Genomic DNA, 20,996 nt, shown 5'->3' with positions numbered 1-20,996 from the left:
CATGTCTAAAACTTTATATCAGAAATTATACGATGCCCACGTGGTGTACTCAGCGCCGGAAGAGACCCCGCTGTTATATATCGATCGCCACCTGGTACACGAAGTGACTTCGCCTCAGGCATTCGATGGCCTGCGCGCCATGGGCCGCAAAGTGCGTCAGCCGGGCAAGACTTTTGCCACCATGGACCACAACGTCTCTACCCAAACCAAAGACATCAACGCCAGCGGCGAGATGGCACGCATTCAGATGCAGGAACTGATCAAGAACTGCGAAGAGTTTGGCGTATTGCTGTATGACCTGAACCACCCATACCAGGGCATCGTACACGTGATCGGCCCAGAGCAGGGCATGACACTGCCGGGTATGACCATCGTCTGCGGCGACTCCCACACCGCGACTCACGGGGCTTTCGGTTCGCTGGCGTTTGGTATCGGCACCTCCGAAGTGGAGCACGTGTTGGCGACCCAAACCCTGAAGCAGGGCCGCGCCAAGACCATGAAAATTGAAGTGACCGGCGACGCCGCGGAAGGCATCACGGCGAAAGACATCGTACTGGCGGTGATCGGCAAAACCGGCAGCGCCGGCGGCACCGGCCACGTAGTGGAATTCTGCGGCAAGGCCATTCAGGCGTTGAGCATGGAAGGCCGCATGACGCTGTGCAACATGGCGATCGAAATGGGTGCCAAAGCCGGGCTGGTTGCGCCGGACGACACCACCTTTGATTACCTGAAGGGCCGTCAGTTTGCGCCAACCGGCAGCAACTGGGAACAGGCCGTTGCCTACTGGCGCACGCTGAAATCCGATGACGATGCCAAATTCGATACCGTTGTCACCCTGCGTGCTGAAGACATCGCGCCGCAGGTGACCTGGGGAACCAACCCTGGGCAGGTTATCGCCGTCAACCAGACCATCCCGGCCCCTGAGTCGTTCAGCGATCCGGGTGAGCGTGCCTCGGCCGAAAAAGCCCTGGCCTATATGGATCTGAAACCGGGCATCAAACTGACAGAAGTGCCGATCGACAAAGTCTTTATCGGTTCCTGCACCAACTCACGCATTGAAGACTTGCGTGCAGCGGCTGCCATCGCCAAGGGCCGCAAGGTTGCCAGCGGTGTTCAGGCCATCGTGGTACCCGGCTCCGGCCCGGTAAAAGCGCAGGCGGAAGCCGAAGGCCTGGATAAAATCTTTATCGATGCCGGTTTTGAATGGCGCCTGCCGGGCTGCTCGATGTGTCTGGCGATGAACAACGACCGCCTGAACCCCGGCGAACGCTGTGCCTCCACCAGCAACCGTAACTTTGAAGGGCGTCAGGGCCGCGGTGGGCGTACTCACCTGGTCAGCCCGGCAATGGCCGCTGCGGCCGCTATTGCCGGCCATTTCGCCGATATCCGTGATATTCACTAAGGAAGGCTACCGTGGCTAAATTTACTCAACATACCGGTTTAGTGGTGCCTTTGGATGCGGCGAACGTCGATACCGATGCCATTATTCCAAAACAGTTTTTGCAGAAGGTGACGCGCACCGGTTTTGGTAAGCACCTGTTTAACGACTGGCGTTTTCTGGACGATGCCGGCCAGCAGCCAAACCCGGAGTTTGTACTGAATAAACCGCGCTACAAAGGCGCCAGCATTTTGCTGGCCCGTGAAAACTTCGGCTGCGGCTCATCACGCGAGCACGCGCCCTGGGCGCTGACCGACTATGGTTTTAGAGTGGTGATTGCCCCCAGCTTTGCCGATATCTTCTACGGCAACTCGCTCAACAACCAGCTGCTGCCGGTTAAGCTGAGCGAACAGGACGTGGAAACGCTGTTCCAGCTGGTGGCTGCCAACGAAGGCATTGAATTTGAAGTTGATTTGGAAAACCAGACGGTCAAAGCCGGTGGCAAAAGCTATCCGTTCGAGATTGATAGCTTCCGCCGTCACTGCATGATTAACGGGCTGGACAGTATCGGCCTGACGCTGCAGCACGAAGCGGATATTTCCCGCTACGAGGCGCAGCAGCCCGCCTTCCTGAACTGATATTAATCACCCGCCACCTGGCGGGTGTTTTTTTATTATCAATAACCGCTTACCAGTAGCCCAGCCACTTCCACCAAGCCCCACCAATCAATATCCAAATCAGCAGGTTGACCACGCTCATCACAAAACCGGCTTTCCACCACTCACCCAAGGTCGCATAGCCGGAGCCAAAGACAATCGGTGCCGTGCCGGTACCGTAGTGGGTCAGCGACATCATCAGCGAGGAAGAGAACGCCAGGATCAAGCCCAGCAGCGCAGGCGGAGCACCCAGTGCAATCCCGGCGGCAAAGAACGCGGCGAACATGGCGGTGACATGCGCGGTGGTGCTGGCAAAGAAGTAATGCGAATACAGATAGATAAGGGTCAACAGGATGGTGCCGCCAACCCAACTCATCCCCATATGATCAATACCGTTGCCCACGGTTTGCGACAGCCAACCAATCAGCCCCAACTTGCCGAGGAAGCTGGCCATCATCACCAACGCGGAAAACCACACCACCGTGTCCCAGGCACCCTTGTGCTTGAGCACATCTTCCCAGCTCAATACCCCGGTCGCCAGCAGCACCGCCAGACCAATCAGCGCCGCCGTGGTTGGGTTAACCGCCAGCGCAGGTCCAAAGATCATCGCCGGAATACCGGCCCACAGCACCAGCAGCAGGGCAAACACCGCCAGCGTGATTTTCTCCGGCAGCGTTACCGGCCCCAGGGCCTGCAGCTTTTCACGAGCAAAACGCGGCGCGTCCGGGGTGCTTTTCACCTCTGGCGGGTAGAGCAGGTAAATCACCAAGGGCATGACAATCAGCGAACACAGCCCAGGCACCAATGCCGCCACTGCCCACATGGACCAGGACAGCTCGAAGTTGCCATGAGTGCCCTTGGCAATCAGGCTGACGATCAACGGGTTCGGCGCGGTAGCGGTGATAAACATCGCCGAAGTGATCGGGTTGATATTGTAATTGACCAGCGACAGATAGCGGCCAATCTTGCCGGAGGTATTGAGCTCGGGTTTGGAGCCGAAGCTGTCGGCAATCGACTTCATGATCGGGTGGATAATCCCGCCGCCACGCGCGGTATTACTTGGGGTCACCGGCGCCAGGGTAGTTTCCGCCAGCGTCAACGCATAGGCGATCCCCAGAGTCTTTTTACCAAACAGCGAGATGAAGTAATAACCGATACGCGCCCCCAGCCCGGTTTTGTTCAGGCTGAGTGAGATCATGATCGAAAAACCAATCAGCCAGATCAACTGGTTGGAAAATCCGCTCAGCGCGTCATTGAGCGCAGCACCGGGTTTGCCGGGGTTGGTGACGCCGGTTACCGCCACCAGCGCGATCGCCACCACCGAAACGGCACCAATCGGCATCGCTTTGCCGATGATGGCGATGATGGTGCCGATAAACAGCGCCAGTAAATGCCAGGCATTGGGTGCCACGCCTTCAGGCACCGGGATCACAAACCAGATGAGTAAAGCAGCGGCGACGGCACACAAAGAAGGAACGGGCTTGAGCGGCGTTAGTTTATCCATAACATACCCACTTTTCTAAACGGATCGGCATCTTGGCAGCAAGATGGGCGGGAACGCGCTTATCGCGTTCCGGGTCCGTTCAGCTTGGGGGGCGGGCGTAATGTTCTCAATGACATGCGTCAAGGTTGGTGACGTTTAAGCTCACACTTCCCGCACGCGGGCACTCATCCACAGCGCCACGACTGCCAGGATAGTCGCCAACCAGTAAACCGCATAGTGCCCCAGGTTTTCCACCAGCGCCCCCTGCAGCACCCCGGCCAGGATCACCCCGGTGGAAATACTGTTGGTAAACAGCGTGGTCGCCGCACCTGGCCGTCCCGGCATCAGGTCCTGGAAATAGAGCATGCCAATACCGGCGATGATGCCGATAAATATGGCGTTGAACAGCTGTAATACTATCAGCGCCAGCTTAAATTTAAACACCACCAATCCTGCATAAAACAGGATGCCGGCCGCCACGGCGAACAGCATCATATTGCGTTTGCCGAACCTTTTGACGTAGTAACCCGCCAGCAACATGGCCGGGATCTCCAGCCCGGCGGCCGTGCCCATCAGCAGCCCGGCAAGGTTTTCCGGCAGGCCCAGATCGGCGGTGATATACAGCGGCATATCGATGATATACATGGTGTTGCAGGTCCACATCAGCATCGACGCAATAAACAAACGACGTACATTGCGGTTGCGCCAGGCGCTGACGGGGGCAATCGGAACCGAAGCAGTAGCGTTCAGCTCCGAACTACTTTGCTCCGCACGTGGTACCGAAGGCAGGGTAAACCATACCAGCAATGCACAAATCGCGAAGGTCGCAGCGGCAATCATGAACATCCAGGTAAACCCGTAGTTCAGCGCCAGCGTAAACGACAGCGGCGGGCCAATCACCCAGGCCAGCGACAGTTGTGCGCGCATCACCGAGCTGAACATCACCACTTCGCGCGCCGAGCTGTCTGCATATTCTCGTGCCAGCGCAAAAATCTGCGGCATCGCGGTATTGGCAATCGCCGACAGCAATACCCCGGCGGTGATCAGCGTCAGATAGTCACGGTTAAAGGCAAACAGCAGGCAGTTACCGACCGCCATCAGGCAGCACAGCAAAATCAACTTGCGACGATCGCCGCGCGTATCCGAACGCTTGGCCAACAGGAAACTGACCGCGATGCCGACAATAGCGTTGACGGTATAGAACAGGCCAACCCACAGCGGCCGCACCTTAACCTCGGTGGTCAGGAACAGGCTCAGCGTCGGCGCCAAAAGCGCGCCGGCAATGCCGGAAAGAAAGGCAATCAGCAGGAATGCGGCAAAGACGGGATTAAAGCGGCGTGGCAGCCAGCGCTGACGTTTCATCTCTTCGTTCCTGACCCTAAAGCGGAAGACAGAACCTTAGGCTACGGTGGCAAAATTGCAAGAATATCCCCGCGACCGAGAATAAAAAAACCAGTGGGTATGATCCCACTGGCTGGTGAACAACACCATTACTCAGAAACTTTTTCTACCCGAGCCTCACAGATGCTCACGGTATTGCTTATCCGTCATGGAGTGGATGTCCCACTGGGTCAGATGGGCCAGCATCTCCAGCCGCGCCTGCTCAGGCACCAGCCCCAACCAATCGGCCCGCTGGCGACGTACCGCGCTGAAATAGCGCTGATAGAACTGTTTTGACAAGAAAACTTTCATCCGTCGCCCTCCCCCTTTCATTGAGGAAAATTATCGGCGTAATATAGGGAAAGATAAATTGATGGGTTGATGCCGGAGCGTTCCTCTTTTATGTCCACCTCCAGATTGCAACAGCAGTTCATTCGCCTGTGGCAGCGCTGCCACGGCGAGCCGACCGAAACCACCCTGCAGGAGCTGGCCGAAGTGCTCAGCTGTTCGCGCCGCCACGTGCGTTCGCTACTGGGTGCCATGCAGCACCAGGGCTGGTTAACCTGGCAGGCCGAGTCCGGGCGCGGCAAACGTTCACGGCTCACCTTTCACTACACCGGTCTGGCACTGCAACAGCAGCGGGCGGAGGAATTGCTGGAGCAAGACCGTATCGATCAACTGGTGCAACTGGTCGGCGATAAAAACGTGGTGCGCCAAATGTTGCTGTCCCAACTGGGACGCAGCTTTCGTCAGGGGAAACACATCCTGCGGGTGCTCTACTATCGCCAGTTGTATAACCTGCTGCCCGGTTCGGCGCTGCGGCGTTCGGAAACCCATCTGGCACGGCAGATTTTCAGCGGCCTGACGCGCATAAACGAGGAAAACGGGGAACTGGAGTCTGATCTTTCGCATCACTGGCAAGCTTTGACCCCGCTGCATTGGCGTTTTTATCTCCGCCCGGCGATTCATTTTCACCATGGCCGCGAGCTGGAAATGGAGGATGTCATCAGCTCGCTTACCCGTTTGATGCCACAGCCACTGTTTTCACATCTCGAACGCGTGACCTCACCGACGCCTTATGTGATCGACGTGCATTTGCACAGTCCCGATTACTGGCTGCCGTGGCTGCTGGGCAGCGTGCCCGCGATGATCTTGCCGCGCGAATGGCAAAGCCTGCCGGACTTCTCGCGCCACCCAGTGGGCACCGGGCCATATAGCGTGGTACGCAACCACCGCAGCCAGATGAAAATCCACGCCTTTGACGATTACTTTGGCTACCGCGCGCTGATCGATGAGGTGAATATCTGGGTGCTGCCGGAAGTGACCGAAGAACTGGTACATTCCGGCGTCCAGTTGCAGGCGGACGACACCGGCAAAAACGAACTGGAAAGCCGGCTGGAAGAAGGCTGTTATTTCCTGCTGTTCGATCAGCGTTCGCCACTGGCGGCCGATCCGGCCATTCGCAGTTGGCTGTGCGAGTTGATCAACCCCATTGCGCTGCTGAGCAATGCCGGCCCGGTCTATCAACGCTATTGGTCGCCGGCCTACGGCCTTCTGCCGCGCTGGCATCACAACCGCGCACTGGCACAATTGCCCAAACCGGACGGGTTGACCGAGCTGACGTTGACTTACTACAGCGAGCACTCGGAGTTCCACGCCATTCAGTTGGCGATCGAACCCCTGCTGGCGCAGCAGGGTATCAAGCTGAAGATCCAGGCCGTGGATTACGACACCTGGCATAAAGGCGAAGCCATCAGCGATCTGTGGCTCGGCAGCGCCAACTTCTATCTGCCGCTGGAGTTCTCGCTGTTCGCCACCCTGTATGAACTGCCGCTGATGCAGCACTGCATGAATGAAGATCTCGCTGAGGATGCCGCGTTGTGGCGCGCCAATAGCCTGCCGCTGGCCGATTTTTGCCAGCGCCTGGTCAGCAATCATCAGTTACACCCGCTGTTCCACCACTGGTTGCAATTGCACGGCCAGCGCAGCATGCGCGGCGTACGGATGAATACCCTGGGCTGGTTTGATTTTAAATCCGCCTGGTTTGCGCCGCCGGAAGCATAAGCGCCTTTCACCGACGCCCGTTAGTCTTTACAATGACGCCGTCTCAACGGGGTGCAAAATGCGGCGTGCCGATTTTGCTGAGAACAAACCCGTCGAACCTGATCCGGTCAATACCGGCGGAGGGATTTGAGCCCAGCGAACCGGCAGCCGCCACTCGCCCCCTCAGATACCCTTGCCCCCCTAAATTTTCAGGAGTGCAAAGTGGTCAAAAAAAGCCTGCCCTTATTACTGTTGTTGTGCGCCGCACCGGTGTTCGCCAAACCGGTACTGACGGTCTACACCTATGATTCTTTCGCTGCCGACTGGGGCCCTGGCCCGGCGGTCAAAAAAGCCTTTGAAGCCCAGTGCGACTGTGAGCTGAAATTTGTCGCGCTGGAAGACGGCGTTTCGCTGCTTAACCGCCTGCGCATGGAAGGAAAAAACAGCGCCGCCGATGTGGTGTTGGGGCTGGACAACAATTTGCTGCAGGCCGCGCAACAAACCGGTTTATTTGCGCCGAGCAACGTCGACAGCACCAAACTGAGCGTTCCCGGCGGCTGGCAGGATAAAACCTTCGTGCCTTATGACTACGGCTACTTTGCCTTCGTTTACAACAAAGAAAAACTGAAGAACCCGCCCAAAAGCCTGCAGGAACTGGTCGACAGTGACCAGAACTGGAAGGTGATTTATGAAGATCCGCGTACCAGCACGCCGGGCCTCGGCCTGCTGTTGTGGATGCAGAAAGTCTATGGCGACAAGGCTCCCGAAGCCTGGCAAAAGCTGGCAAAGAAAACCGTCACCGTGACCAAGGGCTGGAGTGAGGCTTACGGCCTGTTCCTGAAAGGCGAAGGCGACCTGGTACTCAGCTACACCACCTCTCCGGCCTACCATCTGATTGAAGAAAAGAAAGACAGCTACGCCGCCGCTAACTTCAGCGAAGGCCACTACCTGCAGGTCGAGGTGGCAGGCAAACTCAAGGCCGGCAAACAGCCGGAGTTGGCAGAGCAGTTTATGCAATTTATGGTGACCCCGGCGTTCCAGAACAGCATTCCCACCGGCAACTGGATGTATCCGGTGATCAAAACCCAGCTACCGGCCGGGTTTGAGCAAATGACCGTACCGCAGACCGCGTTGCAATACAGCGCTGAAGAAGTGGCCAAACAACGCGGCAACTGGATCCGGGCATGGCAAACCGCCGTCAGCCACTGATCCCACGCTGGCTATGGCCGGGGCTGCTGGCTTCCGGTCTGATCCTGACCATCGCCGTACTGGCGATGGGTTCGCTGTGGCGACACGCGCCCGAAAGCGACTGGCAGGGTCTGTGGCAGGACAGCTACCTGTGGCACGTGGTGCGTTTCACCTTCTGGCAGGCGTTGCTGTCGGCACTGATCTCGGTGCTGCCCGCTATCCTGCTGGCGCGATCGCTGTTCCGTCGCCGTTTCCCTGGCCGCCAATTGCTGCTACGGCTGTGCGCCATGACGCTGGTGCTGCCGGTACTGGTGGCGGTGTTCGGTCTGCTCAGTGTTTATGGCCGACAAGGCTGGCTGGCCGCGATATGCGGTTGGCTCGGCATTAACTACAGTTTCTCCCCCTATGGCCTGCAGGGCATTCTGTTGGCCCATATGTTCTTCAACCTGCCGCTGGCGACCCGCCTGCTGCTACAGGCGCTGGAAAACATTCCGGTCGAACAGCGTCAACTGGCTGCGCAGCTTGGCATGAGCGGGCGGCAGCAGTTCCGCTTTGTCGAATGGCCGGCACTACGCCGCCAGATCCTGCCGAGCGGTGCGCTGATCTTTATGCTGTGCTTTGCCAGTTTCGCCACCGTATTGTCACTGGGCGGCGGGCCGCAGGCCACCACCATCGAATTGGCTATCTACCAGGCGCTCAGCTACGACTACGATCTCAGCCGTGCCGCGCTGCTGGCGCTGATCCAACTGGCCTGCTGCCTGGGGCTGGTGGTGCTCAGCCAGCGGTTAAGCCAGGCATTGCCGGTCGGCAACACTCACGCCCACATCTGGCGTAATCCGGAAGACAGCCTGTGGCGCCGCACCAGCGATTTTTTGCTGATCGCTGCCGCCCTGCTGCTGCTGTTACCCCCACTGCTGGCGGTGATTGCCGACGGTGCCAACCAAAGCCTGGTCAGCGTGCTGCAACAGCCTGTGCTGTGGCAGGCGTTATTCACCTCATTACGCATTGCTCTCGGTGCCGGCGTACTGTGCGTGCTACTGACCATGATGCTGCTGTGGAGCAGTCGTGAGCTGAAGCTGCAACAGCGGCTGCGCTGGGGCCAGCGACTTGAGCTAAGTGGCATGGTGATCCTGGCAATGCCAGGCATCGTGCTGGCGACCGGTTTCTTCCTGCTGTTGAGTGACACCGTCGGGCTGCCGCAGTCGCCGTATGCGCTGGTGATCCTCACCAATGCACTGATGGCGGTGCCCTACGCGCTGAAAGTGCTGGAAAACCCGATGCGCGACCTGGCCGAACGCTACAACCCACTGTGCCTGTCGCTGGATATCCACGGCTGGCAGCGACTGCGGCTTATCGAACTGAAAGCATTGCGCCGCCCACTGGCCCAGGCGCTGGCCTTCGCCTGCGTACTGTCGATTGGCGATTTCGGCGTCGTCGCCCTGTTCGGCAACGAGCACTTCCGCACTCTGCCTTACTACCTGTATCAACAGATCGGTGCCTATCGCAGCAATGATGGCGCGGTCACCGCCCTGTTGTTGCTGCTGTTATGCTTCCTGCTGTTTACCCTGATCGAACGCTTACCGGGCCGCCATGATAGAGCTTGAAAAACTGACCTACCTGTATGAACACCTGCCGATGCGCTTTGACCTGCGCATTGCGCCTGGCGAACGTGTTGCGGTGCTTGGCCCCAGCGGCGCGGGCAAAAGCACGCTGCTCAGCCTGATTGCCGGGTTCCTGCCGGCTGCCAGCGGCAGGTTGCGGCTCGACGGCAGCGATCACACCGCCACGCCACCGGCCAAACGCCCGGTCTCAATGCTGTTTCAGGAAAACAACCTGTTTGCTCACCTGAGGGTAGAGCAGAATATCGGGCTGGGTCTGGATCCGGGGTTGCGGCTGAATGAACAGCAAAAGCTGCAGCTGGCGCAAATTGCCCGGCAAGTGGGACTGGAAGAGCATCTGTCGCGTCTGCCGTCTCAACTTTCCGGCGGCCAACGCCAGCGCGCAGCCCTGGCGCGCTGTCTGATCCGCCAGCGGCCGATCCTGCTGCTCGACGAACCTTTTTCGGCGCTCGATCCGGCATTACGCAATGAGATGCTGCAACTGCTGCAAGAGGTGTGCGACCAACGTAACCTGACGCTGCTGATGGTATCGCACAATCTGGATGACGCCGCGCGTATCGCCCCGCGTACCCTGCTGGTGGTCGATGGCCGCATTTTTTACGACGGCCCAACGCAGGCGTTGCTGGACGGCAGCGCACCGGAAGCCAGGGTGCTGGGTATTTCACACAAACCGTGATCTGCAGCGCGTTTTTTATGCTGCGCAAATAAACCTGTTGTGTGAATTTTGCGCCTGTGGTTTTATAAAAACCTGACTTTTTTTACTGATGATAAGGTTCCCTGTGATCGCATCCTCGCTGACTTCGACCCTACTAGTTACCGCGCTACCAGCCGCGGTGATGGTCGTCGTGCGTGTGGTGGTGGTCGTCGGCAATGCGCCGTAGGGTCCGAATCAACGCATCGATTCCCAAACCCCGCCGGCGCAAACCGGGCGGGGTTTTTAGTTTCAGTCCCCTGCCCAGAAAAGCGAACCGGCCTTGAGAAAGGATAGGAACATGGCAATTTCGGGCACGCCACAGCAAGGCAACAGCTTCACCGGCGCACAGTTGATCGTTCACCTGTTGGAACGTCAGGGCATCACCACCGTTGCCGGTATTCCCGGCGGCGCTGCACTGCCGCTGTATGACGCACTGAGCCAAAGCACCCGCATTCATCACGTACTGGCCCGCCACGAACAGGGCGCGGGCTTTATGGCACAGGGCATGGCACGCGCCAATGGCAAGGCGGCGGTGTGCATCGCCTCCAGCGGGCCGGGGGCCACCAACCTGGTCACCGCTATCGCCGACGCCAAGCTCGATTCCATCCCGCTGGTGTGTATCACCGGCCAGGTACCCTCTTCGATGATCGGTACCGACGCCTTCCAGGAAGTGGATACCTACGGCATCTCGATTCCTATCACCAAGCACAACCATTTGGTTCGCGATATCCGTGAACTGCCGCAGGTGATCTGCGACGCGTTCCGTATTGCCGAATCCGGCCGCCCTGGCCCGGTGTGGATCGACGTGCCGAAAGACGTGCAAACCGCGGTGATCACTCTGGATGAACTGCCACCGATAGCTATTCCCGACGCGGCACCGGCCTTCGAGACCGCAGCCGTAGCGCAGGCCGCCGCAATGATCAATCAGGCCAAACGCCCGGTGCTGTATCTGGGTGGCGGCATCATCTGCGCCAATGCTCACCAACAGGCGATTGAGCTGGCGGAACGCGACAACCTGCCGACCACCATGACGCTGATGGCGTTGGGTGCCATGCCGGTGCAGCACCCGCTGTCGCTGGGTATGCTGGGGATGCATGCCGCACGCAGCACCAACTTTATTCTGCAAGAGGCCGACCTGCTGATCGTACTGGGTGCCCGCTTTGACGATCGGGCGATTGGCAAAACCGAACAGTTCTGCCCGAACGCCGCCATCATTCACGTGGATATCGACCGTGCCGAACTGGGCAAGGTGAAGCAGGCCAACATTGCCATTCACGCCGACGTTGGCCAGGTATTGCAACAGCTGTTACCACAGATTGAGGCTCAGCCACGCAGCGAATGGCTGGAGACCGTCAACGGCCTGAAGCGCGAGTTTCCGTTCAGCATGCCGAATGCCGAAGATCCACTGAGCCACTATGGGCTGGTGCTGGCTGCTGCGCGCTGCGTGGATGAAAGCGCCATTATCACCACCGACGTGGGCCAGCATCAAATGTGGGTAGCGCAGGCCTACCCGCTGAGCCGTCCGCGCCAGTGGCTGACCTCCGGCGGATTGGGCACCATGGGCTTCGGTCTGCCGGCAGCGATAGGTGCAGCCCTGGCCGAACCGCAGCGCAAGGTGCTGTGCTTCTCCGGTGACGGCAGCCTGATGATGAACATTCAGGAAATGGCCACCGCCGTCGAGCATGATCTGGACGTGAAAATTATCCTGATGAACAACCAGGCGTTGGGGCTGGTGCATCAGCAGCAAACGCTGTTCTACCAGCAGCGCATCTTTGCCGCCGCCTATCCCAAGCGTACCGACTTTATCAAGATTGCCGCCGGTTTCGGGCTGGACACCTGTGATTTGAACGCCGCAGAAGATCCGCAAGCCGCGCTGGCCGAGGCGATCCAACGGCCTGGTCCTTGTCTGATCCACGCTCTGATTGATATCAATGAAAAAGTGTTCCCGATGGTGCCGCCGGGTGCCGCCAACATCGACATGATTGGAGAATAAGCCATGTCAGAACAATTGAATAATCCACAGGTGATCCTGGAACTGACGGTACGTAACCATCCCGGCGTGATGTCGCACGTGTGCGGCCTGTTTGCCCGCCGCGCCTTCAACGTAGAGGGTATTTTGTGTCTGCCGCTGAAAGACGGCAAACAGAGCCGTATCTGGCTATTGGTGGCGGACGATCAGCGGCTGATGCAGATGATAAGTCAGGTAGAAAAACTCGAAGATGTGCTGCAGGTAAAACGCCATAGCGAGGACGTGCGGGTGTTCGAACAGTTGGAAGCCTTCTTCCAGTAATGTACAGAGGGGCGTTACGCCCCCTTGTTATTACCCTGCCAGCACCTTCCACAGCAAATGCCGGTAAACCGGCATCAGCGGCTGCAGGGACAGGTAATAAAAGGTGCCGAACGCCAGGATCCAGCTCAGCACGCAGGCTATCCGCAGCCGCAGTGGCGACAGCCAGCGGCTTAAGCGGTCATTGCTGCGCTTGCCTTCACGCCACCAGCGCCAGCTCAGCCAGGCGGCCAGCCAAATCAGCATCGCCACCGCAAACAGCAGCCATTTGAATAAGGCACTGTTGGCGCTGGCGGGAATGTCGATGGCCACGCCGGCCAGAATACCCGGGAAGAAATAGACCGGCGGCCAGGTGATACAGCCGATAATGTTCGGCAATGCGAATTTGTACGGCGGCAAGTCCAGCATTCCGGCCACCATCGGCACCAGCGGGCGCGTCGGGCCGACAAAACGGCCAATCAGAACGGTTGCCATACTATGTTGATGCAGCGCGTGCTCGGTCTTGTCGAGCATCGCCTTGTTCTTTTTCAGGAACGACCAGCGGTGCAGCGGCCCCTTGAAAGCGCGGCCGATAAAGTAGGAGATCCAGTCCCCCAGCAGGCAACCGACGATCCCCGCCGCCCAGGCATAATAGAAGTCCACCTGGCCACTGCCGATCAGCGCGCCGATGCTGGCCATCATCACCGTACCGGGCAGCAACAGCCCTACCAGCGCCAGAGATTCCAGAAACGCGACGAACATGACCACCATCAGAGTGAAAGCCAAAGACTGGGTAATCAAATGCTGTAAATAGGCTTCCATTAAACCTCTGTTGGTTATCCAAAGCGCGTGGGCGTGGGATTGTCAGGTGCGGCCGGGAACGAGTCAACCGGTGAATTGTATGCGTTTTTGGCAGAACTGTGCGGCAATGGACAATCACTGTATAAAAACCCATACTATATTTATATTTTCTCCCTTATAGCTTAGCTTGTCAGGAACAGCGCGATGTCACTCCAACAGGGTTTCTTGCTCACCCGCCACTGGCGTGATACGCCCGCCGGCACCGAGGTAGAGTTTTGGCTGGCGACCGACAGCGGCCCGCAGCAACTTCGCCTGGCACCGCAGACCTCGGTCGCCTTTATTCCGGCCGAACAGCGCCAACGCACCGAACTGTTGCTACGGGAAGAGCGGCAATGGGAGCTAAAACCGTTGCCGCTGACCGATTTCCATCATCGTCCGGTGTTGGGGCTGTATTGCCGTCAGCACCGCCAGTTGATCAAACTGGAAAGGCTGCTGAAAGACGGCGGCGTTAACCTCTATGAGGCCGATATTCGCCCGCCGGAACGCTACCTGATGGAGCGTTTTATCACCGCACCGGTCTGGTTCAGCGGCCAGGCGAACGGCAATGGCCCGTTGATCAACGGCCAAATGAAACCGGCACCGGAATACCGCCCGACCTTGAAACTGGTCTCGCTGGACATTGAAACCACCGCCCACGGCGAGCTGTACTCGATCGCGCTGGAAGGTTGCGGCCAGCGCCAGGTGTACATGCTCGGGCCGGCCAACGGTGGCAATGAAGCGCTGGATTTTGACCTGGAGTACTGCGTCAGCCGCCCGCAGATGCTGGAACGGCTGAATCAGTGGCTGGAGCGGCACGATCCCGATGCCATCATTGGCTGGAACCTGGTGCAGTTCGATTTACGGGTGCTGCAAAAACACGCTGAGCGTTACCAAATTCCGCTAAAACTGGGCCGCGGTGGTAACCTGCTCGAATGGCGTGAACACGGCTTCAAACAGAACCACTTTTTCGCCTCCGCTGCCGGTCGGTTGATTATCGACGGTATCGAGGCGCTGAAATCCGCCACCTGGAACTTCCCTTCTTTCAGCCTCGAACATGTGTCGCAGACGCTGTTGGGCGAAGGCAAGTCGATCGACAATCCCTACCAGCGAATGGCAGAAATCGACCGGCGCTTCGCCGAAGATAAACCGGCACTGGCACGCTACAACCTCAAAGACTGCGAACTGGTGACGCAAATCTTCGCCAAGACCGATTTGCTGACCTTCCTGCTGGAACGCGCCACGGTGACCGGATTGGCGGCCGACCGCAGCGGCGGTTCCGTCGCCGCATTCAGCAATCTGTATATGCCACGCATGCACCGGCTGGGTTTTGTCGCCCCCAACCTTGGCGAGCAGCCGGAAGAGCACAGCCCCGGCGGTTTTGTGATGGATTCACAGCCCGGCCTGTATGACTCGGTGCTGGTGCTCGATTACAAGAGCCTGTACCCGTCGATCATCCGTACCTTCCTCATCGACCCTGTCGGACTGGTGGAAGGCATGCAACACCCCGGCGATGCCGATTCGGTGCCCGGTTTCCGCCATGCCCGTTTCTCGCGCAGCAAACACTGCCTGCCGGCGATCGTCGAGCAGATCTGGCAGGGTCGCGAAGCAGCCAAGCGTCAGCAGAACAAAGCCTTGTCCCAGGCTTTGAAGATCATCATGAACGCGCTGTACGGCGTATTGGGATCGAGCGGTTGCCGTTTCTTCGATCCCCGTCTGGCCTCGTCGATTACCCTGCGTGGCCATGAGATCATGCGCCAGACGCGCGAACTGATCGAGGCTCAGGGTTATCAGGTGATCTACGGCGATACCGACTCCACCTTCGTCTGGCTCAAACAGCCGCATGACGAGCAGCAGGCAGCGCAAATAGGCCGGACATTGGTCGAACAGGTGAACCAATGGTGGCAACAGCATTTGCAGCAACAGTATGGGCTGGAGAATGCGCTGGAACTGGAGTTCGAAACCCATTACTCACGTTTCCTGATGCCCACCATTCGCGGTGCCGAACAGGGCAGTAAAAAACGTTACGCCGGGCTGATCGCCAAACCGGACGGCAGCGAAGAGATGGTGTACAAAGGGCTGGAAACGGTACGCACCGACTGGACCCCGCTGGCGCAGCAGTTCCAGCAGCTGCTTTACCAACGTATTTTCAAACGCCAGCCGTATCAGGATTTTGTGCGTGAATACGTTCGCCAAACGCTTAACGGCGATTTCGACGATCGGCTGGTCTACCGCAAGCGCCTGCGCAGAAAGCTGGACGAATATCAACGCAACGTCCCACCACATGTCCGCGCAGCCCGCATCGCCGACGACTATAATCGTCAGCAGGGACGACCGCTGCAATACCAGAACGGCGGCTGGATCAGCTATGTGATGACCGTAGCCGGGCCAGAACCGCTGGAAACCCAGCAGTCGGCGATTGATTACCCCCATTATCTGGAGCGCCAGTTGGAACCGGTGGCAGACGCTATACTGCCATTTTTGCATGACGATTTTACTACGCTGGTGACCGGGCAGATGGGCCTGTTTTAGCATTCAGCCCACTCTGCGGGCTTTGGTGAAGGGTTAAAAAAATTCATCGGGTTTTGCAGGTGACGAACGCGCCGCCTTCCATTACCATAGCGCCCTTCCCAAATTCTGAATCATCTCCCTCACCGCCTGATGACATAGGCATGGGAGCGATACCCTATGGATTTCAAGCTGCAGTTAGGCGCCCAACTCGCTCATCCCCAAGCGCTTACTTGAGTAAGTAACTGGGGTGAGCGAGTGCAGGTAACAACACTGCAGCTTGAAAGACGACGGGTATTAGCTATTGCCCGCCATATTAAAATAAATCGGGATTAGCAACGTTTGATACGGGTGCCGCGGCCCTTTCGCCCGGTAACAAGACTTACTTAAAGAATCGAGCCGACAATATATGCCTTTTACACTTGGTCAACGCTGGATCAGCGACACGGAAAGCGAATTAGGACTGGGAACCGTCGTGGCGCTGGATACGCGCATGATTACCCTGCTTTTCCCCGCCACCGGCGAAAACCGCCTCTATGCCAGAAATGACTCGCCAATCACCCGCGTGATGTTCAACCCGGGCGACACCATCAGCAACCACGAAGGTTGGGAGCTGCAGGTGGAAGAGGTCAAAGAGGAAAACGGCCTGCTGACTTATATTGGCACCCGCCTGGATACCCAGGAAAGCGGTGTGGCAATGCGTGAAGTGCTGCTGGACAGCAAACTGACCTTCAGCAAGCCACAGGACCGTCTGTTTGCCGGCCAGATCGACCGTATGGACCGTTTCGCCCTGCGTTTCCGTGCGCGCAAATACCAGAGCGAGCAGTATCGTCTGCCATTTGCCGGCCTGCGCGGCATGCGCGCCAGCCTGATCCCGCACCAGTTACACATCGCCTATGAAGTCGGCCAGCGCCATGCGCCGCGCGTACTGTTGGCAGATGAGGTGGGTTTGGGTAAAACCATCGAAGCCGGGATGATCATTCACCAGCAATTGCTGGCAGGCCGCGCCGAGCGCGTACTGATCGTGGTGCCGGAAACCCTGCAACACCAGTGGCTGGTCGAAATGATGCGCCGCTTCAACCTGTATTTCTCGCTGTTCGACGACAGCCGTTATTCCGAGGCCAAGCTCGACAGCAGCAACCCGTTTGAAACCGAACAGTTGGTGATCTGCTCGCTGGACTTCGTCCGTCGCAACAAGCTGCGCCTGGAAGAACTGGCCGACGCCCAGTGGGATCTGCTGGTGGTCGATGAAGCCCACCACCTGGCCTGGAGCGAAGAGGCACCAAGCCGCGAGTATCAGGTCATCGAACAACTGGCTGAGCACATTCCCGGCGTGCTGCTGCTGACCGCCACCCCGGAACAGCTCGGCCAGCAAAGCCACTTCGCCCGCTTGCGCCTGCTGGATCCGAACCGTTTCCACGATTACCAGGATTTTGTCGCCGAACAGCAGAAATATCGCCCGGTGGCCGATGCCGTCACCCTGCTGCTGAGCGGTGAACGCCTGGCCGATGACAAACTGAACCTGCTGGGCGAACTGATCGACGAGCAGGATATCGAACCGCTGCTGAAAGCGGCCAACAGCGACAGCGACAACAGTGAGCAGGCGCGTCAGGAACTGGTCACCATGCTGATGGACCGCCACGGCACCAGCCGCGTGCTGTTCCGTAACACCCGTAACGGCGTCAAGGGCTTCCCGCACCGTTTCCTGCACCAGATCAAACTGCCGCTGCCGACCCAGTATCAGACCGCGATTAAAGTGTCCGGCATCATGGGCGCGAAGAAAACCGTTGAGGCGCGCGCGCGCGATATGCTGTATCCGGAGCAAATCTATCAGGAATTCGAAGGCGAGAACGCCACCTGGTGGAACTTCGATCCGCGGGTTGAATGGTTGCTGAACTACCTGGTGGCCAACCGCCACGAGAAAGTACTGGTGATCTGCGCCCACGCCGCCACCGCGCTGCAGCTTGAACAAGTGCTGCGTGAACGTGAAGCGATCCGCGCCGCGGTATTCCACGAAGGCCTGTCGATTATCGAACGCGACCGTGCCGCCGCTTACTTCGCCTCAGAAGAAGATGGCGCCCAGGTGCTGCTGTGCTCGGAGATTGGCTCAGAAGGCCGTAACTTCCAGTTCGCCAGCCATCTGGTGATGTTCGATCTGCCGTTCAACCCGGACCTGCTGGAACAGCGTATCGGCCGTCTGGACCGTATCGGCCAGATGCATGACATTCAGATCATGGTGCCTTATCTGGAAAATACCGCTCAGGCGGTGCTGGGCCGTTGGTTCCACGAAGGGCTGGATGCCTTCGAGCATACCTGCCCGACCGGCCGTACCATTTATGACAGCGGCTACGAGCAACTGATTGGTTTCCTGGCGGCACCGACCGAGCAGGAAGGGCTGGATGAGTTCATTCACCACTGCCGTCAGCAGCACGACCACCTGAAAGTGCAACTGGAGCAGGGCCGTGACCGCCTGCTGGAAATGCACTCCAACGGCGGCGAGAAAGCGCAGGCGCTGGCAGAGGCCATCGCCAATCAGGACAACGACGTCAATCTGGTGGGCTTTGCGCTTAACCTGTTCGATATCGTTGGTATCAACCAGGACGATCGCAGCGACAACCTGATTGTCCTGACGCCATCCGACCACATGCTGGTGCCGGACTTCCCGGGCCTGCCGCAGGACGGCTGCACCGTGACCTTCGATCGCGAACAGGCACTGTCGCGTGAAGATGCGCAGTTCGTCAGTTGGGAACACCCGATTATTCGTAACGGCCTGGATCTGATCCTGTCCGGCGATACCGGCAGCTGTGCGGTTTCCCTGTTGAAAAACAAAGCGTTGCCTGTCGGCACCCTGCTGGTCGAACTGGTCTACGTGGTAGAAGCTCAGGCGCCGAAGCACCTGCAACTGACCCGCTTCCTGCCACCGACGCCAATCCGTATGCTGATGGACCGCAAAGGGACCAATCTGGCGGCACAGGTTGAATTCGAAAGCTTCAACCGTCAGTTGAACGCGGTTAACCGCCACACCTCCAGCAAACTGGTCAATGCGGTGCAACAGGATGTGCATGCCATGCTGCAACAGGCAGAAGGCCTGGTTGAAGAACAGGCTCGCGCATTGATAGAGCAGGCGAAACAGGAAGCGGATGACAAGTTGAGCACCGAGCTGGCGCGTCTGGAAGCCCTGAAGGCGGTCAACCCGAACATCCGTGATGACGAAGTCGAAGCGCTGGAGTTCAATCGCAAGCAGGTGCTGGTAAACCTGAATGAAGCAGGATGGCGTCTGGATGCTATCCGTCTGGTGGTAGTAACTCACCAGTAACCTGCGCACAGGGGAACTTCGGTTCCCCTGTTGTCACTTTCAGCGGAGCCAATTAGATGGAACCCTACAATCCCCCGCAAGGCCCGATGCATATTCTGTATCAGGATGAGCACATTATGGTGGTCAACAAACCGAGTGGCCTGTTGTCGGTACCCGGCCGCGCCCCGGAAAATAAAGACAGCCTGATGACGCGCATCCTGGCGGATCACCCAGCGGCAGAATCGGTGCATCGCCTGGATATGGCGACCAGCGGTGTGATTGTGGTGGCGCTGAACAAGGCGGCAGAGCGTGAGCTTAAACGCCAGTTCCGCGATCGCGAGCCGAAGAAATCTTACATCGCCCGTGTATCGGGCCATCTGGAGCACGATGAAGGCCTGGTGGATTTACCGCTGATTTGTGACTGGCCGAACCGGCCGTTGCAGAAGGTGTGTTTCGAGACGGGCAAAGCGGCGCAAACCGAGTATCTGGTGCTGTCACGCGACGCCGATGGCAGCACGCGGGTAAAACTCATGCCGATTACCGGCCGCTCGCATCAGTTACGCGTGCATATGCTGGCGCTGGGCCACCCAATTCTCGGTGACGGTTTCTACGCCCCGCCAGAAGTCAAAGCCATGGCGCCCAGGTTACAGCTGCATGCCCAGGAACTGCGTATTACCCACCCGGCGTTCCAGACCCCCATGCACTTTCGCGCCGAGCCGGATTTCTGAGTGGGATTAAAGACGGGCCCAGCATGCTGGGCCCTTATCCGGCATTCAGGATCAGACTTACTTGAAGCCTTTCTCACGCTTGATCAGGTCGTATGCTGCCTGAATTTCCTGCGCTTTCTGCTTGGCCATTTCCATCATTTGTGGCGGTAAACCTTTCGCCACCAGCTTGTCCGGATGGTGCTCGCTCATCAGCTTGCGGTAAGCGCGCTTGATGGTGGTGGCATCGTCGCTACTGCTGACACCCAGCACTTTGCAAGCATCATCCAGCGTTGGCCCACGTTGCGCCTGCTGGAAACCGCCGTGCGAATAACCGCCCTGCTGACCGCCGCCAAACTGGCGCCCGCCTTCCATCATGCTGAGGAATTGATCGAACTGCGCACGCGAAATACCCAGTTCTTCAGCAATCACATACAGCACTTGCCGCTCGTTCGGGTGCAGCGAACCGTCGGCGAATGCCGCCTGGATTTGAATTTCCAGAAACATCCGAATCAGGTCAAAACGGCCGAAACAAATGCTGCGGAACTGCTGCAGCGTTTCTCTCAGCGGAAACTGGCTCTGTTTGCCTTCACGAAATGCCTGCTGCGCCGCGGTTCGAGCTTCTCCGTGCAGTTGCAGACGATCCATAAACAGGCTGGCGATCTGAATATCCGCCTCGGTAACGCGTCCTTTTGATTTAGTCAGGTGACCCATCACCTGAAAAGTGGTGCGGAAAAACAGAGTTTGCCGCGTTTGCTGGCCGGAGAAAAAGCCCCGGCTACGCTTATTGCTGCGCGCAGTATCGATCATATGACCGACAATCAGCCCCAAAACTACACCCCAGAATCCCGCGCCAGCCCAAACGGCCACGATGACCCCGAGCAGTTTTCCCCAATACTGCATATACTCCTCAATTATCATGCCGAAAGCCGACTGCTCCCTTCC

The 20,996-nt window shown here is 58.2% G+C and carries 17 protein-coding genes and 1 riboswitch; of the genes, 12 read left to right on the top strand and 5 right to left on the bottom strand.

The window, feature by feature from the left end:
• Position 1: 1 nt before the first annotated feature.
• Both leuC and leuD read left to right on the top strand, forming a co-directional pair.
• On the top strand, positions 2 to 1,402 hold the full coding sequence (gene leuC, locus ACSOSI_RS03405; RefSeq protein WP_012005194.1) for a 3-isopropylmalate dehydratase large subunit: 1,401 nt from the start codon (positions 2 to 4) through the stop codon (positions 1,400 to 1,402).
• An 11-nt stretch (positions 1,403 to 1,413) separates the two neighbouring features.
• Positions 1,414 to 2,016 (top strand): 3-isopropylmalate dehydratase small subunit, encoded by a 603-nt coding sequence (leuD, locus tag ACSOSI_RS03400; RefSeq protein WP_017891592.1) that lies wholly within the window; start codon positions 1,414 to 1,416, stop codon positions 2,014 to 2,016.
• A 49-nt stretch (positions 2,017 to 2,065) separates the two neighbouring features.
• Here the strand turns inward: leuD and ACSOSI_RS03395 are convergent, their stop codons facing one another.
• The 3 genes from ACSOSI_RS03395 to sgrT form a co-directional block, all read right to left on the bottom strand.
• Positions 2,066 to 3,538 carry a DASS family sodium-coupled anion symporter gene (locus tag ACSOSI_RS03395; protein WP_476706550.1) on the bottom strand — a complete coding sequence of 491 codons (1,473 nt, stop codon included), beginning with the start codon at positions 3,536 to 3,538 and terminating at the stop codon, positions 2,066 to 2,068.
• A gap of 141 nt (positions 3,539 to 3,679) precedes the next feature.
• Positions 3,680 to 4,879: a sugar efflux transporter gene (locus ACSOSI_RS03390; RefSeq protein WP_476706549.1), complete on the bottom strand. Its 1,200-nt coding sequence runs from the start codon at positions 4,877 to 4,879 to the stop codon at positions 3,680 to 3,682.
• 156 nt (positions 4,880 to 5,035) lie between these two features.
• Positions 5,036 to 5,209 (bottom strand): glucose uptake inhibitor SgrT, encoded by a 174-nt coding sequence (gene sgrT / locus ACSOSI_RS03385; RefSeq protein WP_012005190.1) that lies wholly within the window; start codon positions 5,207 to 5,209, stop codon positions 5,036 to 5,038.
• Between the two features lie 90 nt (positions 5,210 to 5,299).
• On the opposite strand from sgrT, the gene sgrR reads away from it, so the two are divergent.
• From sgrR to ilvN, 7 genes are all read left to right on the top strand, one after another.
• Positions 5,300 to 6,961 carry an HTH-type transcriptional regulator SgrR gene (sgrR, locus tag ACSOSI_RS03380; RefSeq protein ID WP_115183299.1) on the top strand — a complete coding sequence of 554 codons (1,662 nt, stop codon included), beginning with the start codon at positions 5,300 to 5,302 and terminating at the stop codon, positions 6,959 to 6,961.
• A 37-nt stretch (positions 6,962 to 6,998) separates the two neighbouring features.
• Positions 6,999 to 7,104: riboswitch (TPP riboswitch) on the top strand.
• A gap of 58 nt (positions 7,105 to 7,162) precedes the next feature.
• A complete protein-coding gene (gene thiB / locus ACSOSI_RS03375; RefSeq protein WP_476706548.1) occupies positions 7,163 to 8,149 on the top strand; it encodes a thiamine ABC transporter substrate binding subunit in 987 nt (328 codons plus the stop codon).
• Positions 8,125 to 9,732 (top strand): thiamine/thiamine pyrophosphate ABC transporter permease ThiP, encoded by a 1,608-nt coding sequence (thiP, locus tag ACSOSI_RS03370; protein WP_476706547.1) that lies wholly within the window; start codon positions 8,125 to 8,127, stop codon positions 9,730 to 9,732. The genes thiB and thiP overlap by 25 nt, the downstream gene beginning before the upstream one ends.
• Positions 9,719 to 10,423, top strand: a complete 705-nt coding sequence (gene thiQ, locus ACSOSI_RS03365) for a thiamine ABC transporter ATP-binding protein ThiQ (RefSeq protein ID WP_261099212.1) — start codon at positions 9,719 to 9,721, stop codon at positions 10,421 to 10,423. Before thiP ends, thiQ begins: the two co-directional genes overlap by 14 nt.
• Before the next feature lie 88 nt (positions 10,424 to 10,511).
• A complete protein-coding gene (ivbL, locus tag ACSOSI_RS03360) occupies positions 10,512 to 10,628 on the top strand; it encodes an ilvB operon leader peptide IvbL (RefSeq protein ID WP_208295193.1) in 117 nt (38 codons plus the stop codon).
• A 111-nt stretch (positions 10,629 to 10,739) separates the two neighbouring features.
• Entirely contained in the window at positions 10,740 to 12,434 is a 1,695-nt protein-coding gene (ilvB, locus tag ACSOSI_RS03355) for an acetolactate synthase large subunit (RefSeq protein WP_476706546.1), read from the top strand.
• A gap of 3 nt (positions 12,435 to 12,437) precedes the next feature.
• On the top strand, positions 12,438 to 12,731 hold the full coding sequence (ilvN, locus tag ACSOSI_RS03350) for an acetolactate synthase small subunit (RefSeq protein ID WP_012005184.1): 294 nt from the start codon (positions 12,438 to 12,440) through the stop codon (positions 12,729 to 12,731).
• Between the two features lie 30 nt (positions 12,732 to 12,761).
• On the opposite strand, the gene ACSOSI_RS03345 is transcribed toward ilvN, so the two are convergent.
• On the bottom strand, positions 12,762 to 13,529 hold the full coding sequence (locus ACSOSI_RS03345; RefSeq protein WP_476706545.1) for a DedA family protein: 768 nt from the start codon (positions 13,527 to 13,529) through the stop codon (positions 12,762 to 12,764).
• Positions 13,530 to 13,712: 183 nt separating this feature from the next.
• On the opposite strand from ACSOSI_RS03345, the gene ACSOSI_RS03340 reads away from it, so the two are divergent.
• The 3 genes from ACSOSI_RS03340 (at position 13,713) to rluA (ending at position 20,075) form a co-directional block, all read left to right on the top strand.
• Positions 13,713 to 16,076 carry a DNA polymerase II gene (locus tag ACSOSI_RS03340; RefSeq protein WP_135344683.1) on the top strand — a complete coding sequence of 788 codons (2,364 nt, stop codon included), beginning with the start codon at positions 13,713 to 13,715 and terminating at the stop codon, positions 16,074 to 16,076.
• Positions 16,077 to 16,461: 385 nt separating this feature from the next.
• Positions 16,462 to 19,368, top strand: coding sequence for an RNA polymerase-associated protein RapA (gene rapA, locus ACSOSI_RS03335; RefSeq protein WP_261435007.1), 2,907 nt, complete (start codon positions 16,462 to 16,464; stop codon positions 19,366 to 19,368).
• 56 nt (positions 19,369 to 19,424) lie between these two features.
• Positions 19,425 to 20,075: a bifunctional tRNA pseudouridine(32) synthase/23S rRNA pseudouridine(746) synthase RluA gene (rluA, locus tag ACSOSI_RS03330; protein WP_012005180.1), complete on the top strand. Its 651-nt coding sequence runs from the start codon at positions 19,425 to 19,427 to the stop codon at positions 20,073 to 20,075.
• Between the two features lie 57 nt (positions 20,076 to 20,132).
• On the opposite strand, the gene djlA is transcribed toward rluA, so the two are convergent.
• Positions 20,133 to 20,954 carry a co-chaperone DjlA gene (djlA, locus tag ACSOSI_RS03325; protein WP_017891582.1) on the bottom strand — a complete coding sequence of 274 codons (822 nt, stop codon included), beginning with the start codon at positions 20,952 to 20,954 and terminating at the stop codon, positions 20,133 to 20,135.
• Between the last annotated feature and the right edge of the window lie 42 nt (positions 20,955 to 20,996).

The organism is Serratia sp. AR11, assembly GCF_056376275.1.
Note: the sequence above shows the minus strand (reverse complement) of the source record. Positions and strands in the feature narration are given on the sequence as shown.